The following is a 10,441-nucleotide window of genomic DNA, read 5'->3' as shown; positions in this document are numbered from 1 at the left end:
GCCGCCGCACGCCGGGCACAGGCCGCCGCCCGGCGCGAGCGCCGCGCCCTGGTCTGGCGCCGGGTCCGGCTCTGGCAGCACCGTCCGGGTACCCGGGAGCGCGAGCGGCTCGGCCTGCTCGGCATCCTGGTGCTGATCGTCCTGCTCACCGTCTTCGTCGTCACCCGGTCGTGGTCGGCCACGCTGGGCGCCGCTCTTGTATGCGTCATCGCCGCACCCGTCTACCTCGTCCTGCACAGGAGTCGCTCGTGAACCTCGTTCTGCTGCCCGCCGTCGACGTCGCCGACGGCGCCGCCGTGCGTCTCGTCCAGGGGGAGGCCGGCAGCGAGACGTCCTACGGCGACCCGCTGGACGCCGCGCTCGCCTGGCAGCGCGACGGGGCCGAGTGGATCCACCTGGTCGACCTCGACGCCGCGTTCGGCCGGGGCGACAACCGCGCGCTGCTCGCCGAGGTGGTCGGGCGCCTCGACGTCGCCGTCGAGCTGTCCGGCGGTATCCGCGACGACGCCTCGCTGCGGGCCGCGCTGGCGACCGGCGCCGCGCGGGTCAACCTGGGCACCGCGGCCCTCGAGTCGCCGGACTGGGTGCGTTCGGCCATCGCCGAGCACGGCGACAAGATCGCGGTCGGGCTCGACGTGCGCGGCACGACCCTGGCCGCCCGCGGCTGGACGCAGGACGGTGGTGACCTGTGGGAGGTGCTGGCCCGTCTCGACGCCGACGGCTGCGCCCGCTACGTCGTGACCGACGTGCACAAGGACGGCACCCTGACCGGGCCCAACCTGCAGCTGCTGCGCGACGTCTGCGCGCGCACCGACGCGCCGGTGGTGGCCAGCGGTGGGGTGTCCTCCCTCGACGACCTGCGTGCCCTCGCGACCCTCACCGGCGACGGCGTCGAGGGCGCGATCGTCGGCAAGGCGCTCTACGCCGGGGCGTTCACGCTGCCGGAAGCGCTCGCCGCGGTGCGCTGAACGGTGGCAACCGCACCGGAGTGGCTCGAGGGGGCCCGCCCGCGCACCCTGTTCCTGGCCCTTGCGCCGGTCGTCGCCGGAACGGGGGTCGCCGCCCACGACGCCCACATCGTGTGGGAGCGCGCGGTGCTCGCGCTGGTCGTCGCCCTCGCCCTGCAGGTCGGCGTCAATTACGCCAACGACTACAGCGACGGCATCCGCGGCACCGACGCCGACCGCGTCGGCCCGCTGCGCCTCGTCGGGTCCGGCGCCGCCCGCCCCCGCGCTGTCGTGGCTGCCGCACTGGCCTGCTTCACGGTCGCTGCGGTGGCCGGGCTCGTGCTGGCGGCGCTCACCAGCTGGTGGCTGGTGCTCGTCGGCGCCGTCGCGATCGTGGCCGCGTGGCTGTACACCGGAGGGCCGAGGCCGTACGGGTACCGCGCGTTGGGTGAGGTGTCGGTCTTCGTGTTCTTCGGCCTGATCGCGGTCGGCGGTACCGCCTACGTGCAGACCGAACAAGTGACGGTGACGGCCGTGCTGACCGCGGTGCCGGTCGGCCTGCTGGCCTGCGCGCTGCTCGTCGCCAACAACCTGCGCGACATCCCGGGCGACGTTCGTGCCCACAAGCGCACGCTGGCCGTGCTGCTCGGCGACCGCCGCACGCGACGGCTCTACGAGGTGCTCGTCGTGGTGCCCTTCGTCCTCGTCGTGGTGCTCGCGGTGCGCGACCACGGGCCGCCGTTCATCGCGCTCGCGGCCGCGCCGCTGGCCCTCGCCGCCATCAGCCCCGTGCACACCGGCGCCTCGGGTGCGGCGCTGATCCCCACCCTGAAGGCCACCGGCCAGCTGACCCTCGCGTTCGCGGTGCTCCTCGCCGTCGGCCTGGCCATCCGCAACTGACGCGCTGGCAGACTGGCGGGGTGTCGCTCGCCGTCCGTGTCATCCCGTGCCTGGACGTCGACGCCGGCCGCGTCGTCAAGGGCGTCAACTTCGCCGGGCTTCGCGACGCCGGCGACCCGGTGGAGCTGGCCCGTCGCTACGACGAGCAGGGCGCCGACGAGCTGACCTTCCTCGACATCACCGCGTCGTCCGGCGGCCGGGAGACCACCTACGAGATCGTGCGCCGGACCGCCGAGCAGGTGTTCATCCCGTTGACAGTGGGCGGGGGAGTGCGCACCGTCGACGACGTCGACGCGCTGCTGCGCGCCGGTGCCGACAAGGTGGGCGTCAACACCGCCGCCGTCGCGCGGCCGGAGCTCATCGCCGAGATCGCCCAGCGGTTCGGGAACCAGGTGCTCGTGCTGTCGGCCGACGTGCGACGCGTGCCGACCGGAGGTGCCGCCACGTCGAGCGGCTTCGAGGTGACCACCCACGGCGGCCGTCAGGGCACCGGCATCGACGCCCTCCAATGGGTGCAGCGGGCCGCCGAGCTCGGGGCCGGCGAGATCCTGCTCAACTCGATGGACGCCGACGGCACCAAGGACGGTTACGACCTCACGTTGATCGGGCTGGCCCGCTCGGTCGTGCAGGTGCCGGTCATCGCCAGCGGCGGAGCGGGCGCCGTCGAGCACTTCGCCCCGGCGCTGGAGGCCGGCGCCGACGCGGTGCTCGCGGCCAGCGTCTTCCACTTCGGCGAGCTGACCGTCGGCGACGTCAAGGACAGCCTGCGCGCGCGCGGCCTGCCGGTGCGCTGACGCACCCGAGGCGTTCAGAAGGAGATGTCGGCCGACCGCACGGCCGCGACGTCGTCGTCCGACCCGTCCCACGCGACCTGGGCCTGCGGCAACCGGCCGAACGCGACCAACGCCAGCTCGAGGGCGTCGCCGGTGACGGTGACCCGCGAGCCGCCCGTCCGGGCCCGGCGGGTGGCCAGCTCGCCGTGCCCGGGCCAGCGCAGCACCAGGCCTACCGGGACGTGCCGCAGGGTGACGCGCGAGACGAGCCGCAGCCGGCGCCACACGGTGCGCTGCACGTCCGGCGGCAGGGCCCGCGGCCGCCACTCCGGCTGGGCGCGGCGCACGTCCTCGTGATGGATGAGGTACTCGAGCAGGTTGGCCAGCTCGTTGACCGGCGGCAGCGCCCACAACCAGGCCACCGGGACGGGGCCCTCGACCTCGCGCCAGGACGGCCCGCGCTCGAAGGTGTCCACCAGCTCCGGGTACGCGGCCCGGGCGGCGAGCTCGTCGACGACCCGCTCGGCACGTCGTTGCAGGGCGGCCACGGGCAGGCGGCCGATTCCCTCGACCACCGAACGCTCACGCAGCACCAGGTGGGCGGCGAGCTGGGCCGCCGTCCACTCGCCGCACAGCGTCTGCGCATCGGGCCCGACCCGGCGTAGGGTCTGCGCCAACGCGCGGCGCTCGGTCAGGGCGAACTGCGGCATGCGAGCAGCGTAGTGAGGAGCCCCAGGGTGTCCGACGACGACGGTCCCACCCCCGGAGTGGTCACCGGTGCGGTGTCCGTGGGCACGGCGCCGCTGCCGTTCCTCGCCGTCTACACGATGCTGTTCCTCGGCCACGGGCTGATCCACCCGGTGCACCCGCCCGACATCACCTCCTCCCAGCGGGGCGAGACCATCGCCGGCTGCGTGACGGCCGCCCTGTTCGTCCTGCTGTGCTTCGGGATCGTGTGGTTCCTCAACGGGTCGCGGCGCTGGCCGTTCGCGATCATGCAGCTCGCGGTCGCCGGGGCGGGCGTCTACTTCCTGGTCGACAGCACCAAGGGCGGTCCGCTGGTGTCGGTGCTGCTGATCCTGGCCGCCGCGGTCGCCCTGGCGCTCGCGTTCGCGCCGGCCGCGTGGCGGCACGTCGGGCGGCGCAGTCCACGCCCCGTCGACACCGCTTACGGCACCGTCGGGCTCGGTGTCCGCGAGGAGCCGGAGCCCGTCAGCGGGTACTCGACGGCACGCTGACGCGCCAGGCACGCCTCGCCGTGCCTATGCTGTTCACAGGTAACACCCACCAAGGTCCTAGTCGGGACGCTCAGGCTGGACACAGTGTCGGCCCATCATCGACACCGAGCAGCACCCGAGTACGGACCCCAGGGGAGAAACCGAGATGAGCGCAGCAACCGTGGCCACGACGAACACCAAGCGGCGTGTCCTCGTCGTGGACGACGAGGACAACGTCACGCACCTCGTGTCGTCCGCCCTGCGCTTCGACGGTTTCGAGACCGTGACGGCCGACAGCGGCACGTCCGCACTGGCCCGCGTCGCCGAGACCGACCCGGACCTCATCGTGCTCGACGTCATGATGCCCGGCCTGGACGGGCTCGGTGTGCTGCAGAACCTGCGCGCCGCCGGCTCGCAGGTGCCCGTCATCTTCCTGACCGCCCGCGACGCCGCGAGCGACCGCATCGTCGGCCTGCGTGCCGGCGCTGACGACTACGTCATCAAGCCGTTCAGCATCGAGGAGCTGCTGGCCCGCGTGCACGCCGTCCTGCGCCGGTCGACGCCGGACAGCGGCCGCGAGGGCGTGCTCACCGTCGCCGACCTCGAGCTCGACGAGAACAGCCACGAGGTCACCCGCGGCGGGCAGGAGGTCCACCTGACCGCCACCGAGTTCGAGCTGCTGCGTTACCTGATGCGCAACGAGCGCGTGGTGCTGTCGAAGACCCAGATCCTGGACCGCGTCTGGAAGTACGATTTCCAGGGCCAGTCCAACATCGTCGAGCTCTACATCGGCTACCTGCGCAAGAAGGTCGACAACGTCGAGCCCAAGCTCATCCACACCATCCGCGGCGCCGGGTACGTCATCAAGGCCCCGCGCAGCTGAGCATGCGCACCCGTTCATGAGTCGCGTCGAGGTCATCGGCGACCCCGTCGCACCCTACGATTCGCCGCCGGACGGGGCCGGCCCCTCGACCGCATCGTCGGACGACCCGCGGAACCCCCGCCGAGTACTGGGGCGGCTCGGGCCCCGCAGTCTCACCGCTCGCATCGTCGCCGGCGTGGTTGCGCTCATCACCCTGGTGCTGGTGGCCGTCGGCGTCGGCACGTACTTCACGCTCCGGTCGTCGCTGGAGAACCGGCTCGACGATCAGGTGATGAGCGCCGCCGGCCAGAACGCGGCGTACTTCGGGCGAGGGTGCCAACAATCGAGCTCGCAATCGGACATCTACACCTGCCGGAGACCGGACGGACCCCAGTCCTCCGGTGCCGAATGGGTTGCGCTGCTCGACCCGAACGACGGTTCGGTGGTCGCCACCATCTCGCAGGGCGGCCCGATCATGGACCTCGACCTGACCGCGGCGCAGCGGCAGCAGCTGACCGAGCGACCGTTGCAGATCATCGACGCCAGCGAGGACGGCCATTCGCTGCGCGTGACCGCACGGACCAACAACATCGGTCTGCTCGTGGTGACGGGGTTGCCGACCGACGAGGTCGACGGCACCCTCAGCCGGCTGATCGGCCGGGAGGTCGTGATCGGCATCGCCGCCATCCTGGTCGCCGTGCTCGCGACGTCGTGGGGTGTCCGTCTCAGCCTGCGGCGGCTGCGGCGGGTTACCGTCACCGCGCAGGAGGTCGCTGCCGAGCTCTCGCCCGAGGGTGCCGGCCTGGACCGTCGCGTGCCGGACGACGAGCCGGAGACCGAGGTCGGCCAGCTGGCCACGTCGTTCAACACGATGCTCGCCGCTGTCGAGACCCAGTTCGCGGCCCGCCTCGAGAGCGAGCACCGCATGCGGCAGTTCATGGCCGACGCCTCGCACGAGCTGCGCACCCCGCTGACGTCGATCCGCGGCTACGCGGAGCTGGCACGCATGCAACGCCGCGCCGGCGACACGTCCGACGACAACCTCGACCGCATCGAGTCCGAGGGCACGCGGATGAGCCGTCTCGTCGAGGACCTGCTGATGCTGGCGCGCGGCGACGCCGACGGCACCGACCGGCAGGGACGTCGCGAGCTGCTCGAGGTCGCCGATGTCGTCGACGACAGCGTGCGCGGCGCGCAGGCGGCCTTCCCCCAGCGCGAGATCGTCATGGACCCGGTGCCGGACGCGTACCTCATCGGCGACCGTGACCAGCTCGTGCGCGTCATCCGCAACCTGGTCACGAACGCGGCGGTGCACACCGCGGTCGAGCGGCCGATCCGCGTCCGCGCCTGGGGCGACGGCCCGTCCGTCGTCCTGCAGGTGGTCGACGGCGGGCCGGGCCTTGCGCCGGAGGACGCCGCACACGTCTTCGAGCGGTTCTGGCGCGCCGACAAGGCCCGCACCCGAGCCCGCGGCGGCAGCGGCCTCGGCCTGTCCATCGTGGCCACCATCGTCCGCGCTCACGGGGGGACGGTCCGCTTCGACAGCACCGTCGAAGGGGGCAGCACGGTCACGGTGACGCTGCCGGCCGCGCATTCGGCATCCGACGAGGACTGGGCCGTCGCCGATTAGGAGCGGTTCGGCACAATCGCAGGTATGTCCGCCCCCGCAGGTCCCGGCCAGGGCCACTCGGACCTCGACCCGGCCGTCGCCGGTCGGCTCAAGCGTGACGCCGCCGGCCTCGTCGCCGCCGTCGTCCAGCAGTACGACACGCGCGAGGTCCTCATGGTCGGCTGGATGGACGACGAGGCGCTGCACCGCACCCTGGCCACCGGGCGCGCCACCTACTGGTCGCGGTCCCGGCAGGAGTACTGGGTCAAGGGTGAGACGTCGGGCCACGTGCAGCACGTGAAGGCGGTGGCGCTCGACTGCGACGCCGACGCCCTGCTGGTCACCGTCGACCAGGTCGGCCCGGCCTGCCACACCGGCGAGCGCAGCTGCTTCGACGCCGGCGGTCGTCTCGACGTGTCGCCTCGATGACGGCGCCGCCCATCGGCCGCGCCGACCTCGACCGGCTCGTCGGCTCGCACCGGCTCGTTCCCGTCACCCGAACGCTGTTCGCCGACGCCGAGACGCCGGTCGGCGTGTACCGCAAGCTCGCCGCAGGGCGACCGGGAACGTTCCTGCTGGAGTCCGCCGAACCCGGTGCGTCGTTCTCGCGCTGGTCCTTCGTCGGCGTGAACGCCCGCGCCGCCCTGTCGGTCGTCGACGGCGAGGCGTCGTGGACGGGGGCGGTGCCGCCGGGCGTGCCGACGTCGGGGGATCCGCTGGCCGCGCTCGGAGCGGCGTGGCGCGCCACGAAGGGTCCGCGGCTGCCCGGGTTGCCGCCGCTCACCGGTGGCTTCGTGGGCTATCTCGGCTACGACGTCGTCCGCAGCATCGAACGCCTTCCCGAGCAGGCCGTCGACGAGCTGGGCCTGCCGGACCTCACCATGCTGCTCGTCACCGATCTGGCTGCGGTCGACCACCACGAGTGCACCGTGGTGCTCATCGCCAACGCGGTGCTGCAGCCGGGGATGAGCGGCGTCGAGCTCGACGACGCCTACGCCGACGCCGTCCGCCGGCTCGACGTCATGCAGTCCGACCTCGCCACCCCGACCCTGCCCACCGTGGCCACGACGTCGCCGGCCCCGCCGAAGGACGCGGTCTCGCGCACCCCCGAGGGGCAGTACCAGCCCGCGGTCGAACGGGCCCTCGAGGCCGTCCGTGCAGGGGAGGTGTTCCAGATCCAGGTGGGCCAGCGGTTCGTGGCCGACACCGACGCCGACCCGCTGGACGTGTACCGCGTACTCCGGACGCTCAACCCGTCGCCGTACATGTACTTCCTGCGTGCGGGCACGCTCGAGGACCCCGTCGACATCGTCGGTTGCAGCCCTGAGGCGCTGGTGTCGGTGAACGGGCGCCGCGCCGTGCTGCACCCCATCGCCGGCACACGCCGCCGGGGCGAAACGGCCGAGCAGGACGCCGCGCTGGCCGCCGAGCTGGTCAGCGACACCAAGGAGCAGGCCGAGCACGTCATGCTCGTCGACCTCGCCCGCAACGACCTCGGCCGGGTGTCTACGTCGGGGTCGGTGCAGGTGGTCGAGTTCGGCGCGGTCGAGCGGTACAGCCACGTCTGGCACATCGTGTCGACGGTCGAGTCCGAGGTGGCCGAGGGCATGGACGCCTTCGACGTGCTCACCGCGACCTTCCCGGCGGGCACCCTGACCGGGGCGCCGAAGGTGCGGGCGATGGAGCTCATCGACGCGCTCGAGCCGGTGCGGCGCAACGTCTACGGCGGCGCGGTCGGCTACCTCGACGCCGCCGGTGACCTCGACATGGCCATCGCGATCCGCACCGCCGTCATGCGCGAGGGCAAGGCCTACGTGCAGGCCGCGGCCGGCGTGGTGGCCGACAGCGTCCCCGCCCAGGAGGAGCAGGAGACCCGCAACAAGGCGCGGGCCGTGCTGCAGGCCATCGCCACCGCCGAGACGCTGCGGACCGTGACGTGAGCGCGCCCACCCGGCGCGGACGTCCGGCCGGACGGCACCTCGAGTACGCGCTCGCGCTGATCCTCGACCTGGTCGCCGCCGGGGCGGCGCTGCTCATCGGGGGCCGGACGTGGCAGACCATCACGACGCCGCGCGGCCCGGGACGACCCGACGACGTCCTGGACGTCAGCGGCCGCACCCTGGACTCCGCCGCGACCGCGCTGGCCCTGGTAGCCCTGGCCGGAGTCGTCGCCGTCCTGGCGACGCGAGGGCTGCTGCGCCGCATCATCGGCGGGGTCATCGCCCTGGCCGGCGTCGGTCTGGTCTGGCGCGCCGTCGAGTCGTTCGACGCCGTCGGCACCGGGCGCGCGCGCCGGCTCGTGCTCGACCGCCACCGCACTGTGGGCGGGTCGCCGCTCGCACCCCACGTCGACGTGCACGGCGTGTGGCCGGTGCTGGTACTGGTCTGCGGCGTGCTCGTGCTGGTCGCGGGCGCATTGGTCGCCTGGCGCGGCCACCGGTGGAGTGCGCTGTCCTCGCGGTACGAGAACCGGGCCGTCGCGCAGGAGGCGGCGCAGGCCGAGGCGAACCCGCAGAAGGCCGCCACGGCCCTGTGGACCGCGCTCGATCGAGGCGAGGACCCGACCTCGCGCTGAACCGGTCCCGCGCGCACCCGACGCACGAGTCACCGTGCCCCCTCGATAGTCTCGGGGGCGAGCACACCGGCCGAAGCACTGCCGACGGGAGGCTGATCCGGTGGCGACCGTACTGGACGAGATCGTCGCCGGCGTTCGTGAGGACGTCGCGCGACGCGAGGCCGACCTGCCCCTCGACGCGGTTCGGGAACAGGCCGCTGCCGTGCGCCCGGCCCGCGATGCGTTCGCGGCCCTGTGCGCACCCGGCGTCGGCGTCATCGCCGAGGTCAAGCGGCGCAGCCCCTCCAAGGGGCCCCTGGCGACCATCACCGATCCCGCGCACCTCGCCGGCCAGTACGAGGCGGGCGGCGCGCGCGTCATCAGCGTGCTCACCGAGCAGCGCCGCTTCGGCGGCTCGCTGGACGACCTCGACGTCGTGCGCGCCGCGGTGCAGGTCCCGGTGCTGCGCAAGGACTTCGTCGTCGGTTCCTACCAGGTGCACGAGGCCCGCGCCCACGGTGCCGATCTCGTTCTGCTGATCGTCGCCGCGCTCGAGCAGAACGCGCTGACCGGATTACGCGAACGCATCGAGTCGCTCGGGATGACCGCGCTGGTCGAGGTGCACACCGAGGACGAGGCGTCACGTGCGCTCGACGCCGGCGCGCGCGTCATCGGGGTCAACGCCCGCAACCTGCGCACGCTCGAGGTCGACCGGTCCACCTTCGAGCGGATCGCACCCGGGTTGCCGAGCGGCGTGGTGAAGATCGCCGAGTCCGGCGTGCGCGGGCCCATCGACCTGATCGAGTACGCCGCGTGCGGAGCCGATGCCGTGCTGGTCGGCGAGACCCTGGTCACCGGCGCGGACCCGCGTCAGGCCGTGGCCGAGCTGGTCACCGCGGGCGCGCATCCCGCCACGCCCCGCCCGTCGCGCTGACCGTCGCTGTTCAGGCGCCGGCTCTCGACCCGGGACGGCGGAAGATGCTGACGGCCCACTCGGCGTCGGCGCGCCACGGCCGCGCGTCCCAGGTCGCGAACCGGTGCTCCAGCACGAGCCCGACCGCGGTGCAGTCGCGGTCGAGATCGGCGACGCCGTAGTCGCGGTCGGTGGCGAAGCCGCAGACGAACAACCCTCCCGGCGCCAGGCAGGCCGTCAGGCCGGCGATCACCGAGGCCTCGGACCCGGGCGCGACGTAGACCAGGACGTTGCCCGCCAGCACCACCGCGTCGAACGGCTCCTCGCAGGTGTAGTCGGTGAGGTCGGACAGCACCCACTCGACGTCGGGATGGTCGGCCTCGGCCGCGGCGATCAGCACCTGGTCGGCGTCCACCCCGGTGACCTCGTGTCCGAGCGCGGCCAGGGCGGCGCCCACCCGGCCGGGGCCGCAGCCGCCGTCCAGCACGCGTGCGTGCCGCGGTAGCAGGGCGTCCATCAGGCGGGCCTCACCGTCGATGTCGGCGCCGTCCGCGGCCAGGGCCCGGAACCGTTCGACGTAACGACGGGAGTGATCCGGTCCGAACTCGGTGAACCAGCGCAGCGAGCCGGTCCCGGCAGATCCGCGCTCGCCCGTCACCCGGCGGA

General features: G+C 73.2%; 13 protein-coding genes. 11 read left to right on the top strand and 2 right to left on the bottom strand.

Annotated features, from left to right (window positions below; genetic code table 11):
- From ACFFCA_RS17100 to hisF, 4 genes are all read left to right on the top strand, one after another.
- A partial coding sequence (locus tag ACFFCA_RS17100) for a hypothetical protein (RefSeq protein WP_375486965.1) occupies positions 1–252 on the top strand: 252 nt, incomplete at its 5' end.
- Positions 249–968, top strand: a complete 720-nt coding sequence (gene priA, locus ACFFCA_RS17095; RefSeq protein WP_375486963.1) for a bifunctional 1-(5-phosphoribosyl)-5-((5-phosphoribosylamino)methylideneamino)imidazole-4-carboxamide isomerase/phosphoribosylanthranilate isomerase PriA — start codon at positions 249–251, stop codon at positions 966–968. The genes ACFFCA_RS17100 and priA, both read left to right, overlap by 4 nt.
- Before the next feature lie 3 nt (positions 969–971).
- Positions 972–1,847 (top strand): 1,4-dihydroxy-2-naphthoate polyprenyltransferase, encoded by an 876-nt coding sequence (locus tag ACFFCA_RS17090; RefSeq protein ID WP_375486961.1) that lies wholly within the window; start codon positions 972–974, stop codon positions 1,845–1,847.
- A gap of 20 nt (positions 1,848–1,867) precedes the next feature.
- Entirely contained in the window at positions 1,868–2,641 is a 774-nt protein-coding gene (gene hisF / locus ACFFCA_RS17085) for an imidazole glycerol phosphate synthase subunit HisF (RefSeq protein ID WP_375486959.1), read from the top strand.
- 14 nt (positions 2,642–2,655) lie between these two features.
- Here the strand turns inward: hisF and ACFFCA_RS17080 are convergent, their stop codons facing one another.
- Complete coding sequence (locus ACFFCA_RS17080) at positions 2,656–3,330, bottom strand: TIGR03085 family metal-binding protein (RefSeq protein ID WP_375486957.1); 675 nt, start codon at positions 3,328–3,330, stop codon at positions 2,656–2,658.
- 27 nt (positions 3,331–3,357) lie between these two features.
- Between ACFFCA_RS17080 and ACFFCA_RS17075 the strand changes: the two genes are divergently transcribed.
- The 7 genes from ACFFCA_RS17075 (at position 3,358) to trpC (ending at position 9,796) form a co-directional block, all read left to right on the top strand.
- Positions 3,358–3,858, top strand: coding sequence for a hypothetical protein (locus tag ACFFCA_RS17075; protein ID WP_375486955.1), 501 nt, complete (start codon positions 3,358–3,360; stop codon positions 3,856–3,858).
- Positions 3,859–4,003: 145 nt separating this feature from the next.
- Complete coding sequence (locus tag ACFFCA_RS17070; protein WP_375486953.1) at positions 4,004–4,720, top strand: response regulator transcription factor; 717 nt, start codon at positions 4,004–4,006, stop codon at positions 4,718–4,720.
- 175 nt (positions 4,721–4,895) lie between these two features.
- Complete coding sequence (locus ACFFCA_RS17065; RefSeq protein ID WP_375486951.1) at positions 4,896–6,329, top strand: sensor histidine kinase; 1,434 nt, start codon at positions 4,896–4,898, stop codon at positions 6,327–6,329.
- Between the two features lie 24 nt (positions 6,330–6,353).
- Entirely contained in the window at positions 6,354–6,737 is a 384-nt protein-coding gene (hisI, locus tag ACFFCA_RS17060) for a phosphoribosyl-AMP cyclohydrolase (protein ID WP_375486949.1), read from the top strand.
- Positions 6,734–8,248 (top strand): anthranilate synthase component I, encoded by a 1,515-nt coding sequence (locus ACFFCA_RS17055; protein ID WP_375486947.1) that lies wholly within the window; start codon positions 6,734–6,736, stop codon positions 8,246–8,248. The genes hisI and ACFFCA_RS17055 overlap by 4 nt, the downstream gene beginning before the upstream one ends.
- Positions 8,245–8,883: a Trp biosynthesis-associated membrane protein gene (locus ACFFCA_RS17050; protein WP_375486946.1), complete on the top strand. Its 639-nt coding sequence runs from the start codon at positions 8,245–8,247 to the stop codon at positions 8,881–8,883. Before ACFFCA_RS17055 ends, ACFFCA_RS17050 begins: the two co-directional genes overlap by 4 nt.
- 100 nt (positions 8,884–8,983) lie before the next feature.
- Positions 8,984–9,796, top strand: a complete 813-nt coding sequence (gene trpC, locus ACFFCA_RS17045) for an indole-3-glycerol phosphate synthase TrpC (protein ID WP_375486944.1) — start codon at positions 8,984–8,986, stop codon at positions 9,794–9,796.
- A gap of 10 nt (positions 9,797–9,806) precedes the next feature.
- Here the strand turns inward: trpC and ACFFCA_RS17040 are convergent, their stop codons facing one another.
- Entirely contained in the window at positions 9,807–10,433 is a 627-nt protein-coding gene (locus tag ACFFCA_RS17040) for a class I SAM-dependent methyltransferase (RefSeq protein WP_375486942.1), read from the bottom strand.
- Positions 10,434–10,441 lie beyond the last annotated feature (8 nt).

The organism is uncultured Jatrophihabitans sp. (genome assembly GCF_964252635.1).
Classification (GTDB): Bacteria; Actinomycetota; Actinomycetes; order Mycobacteriales; family Jatrophihabitantaceae; genus Jatrophihabitans.
This window is presented reverse-complemented; position numbering and strand designations above follow the sequence as displayed.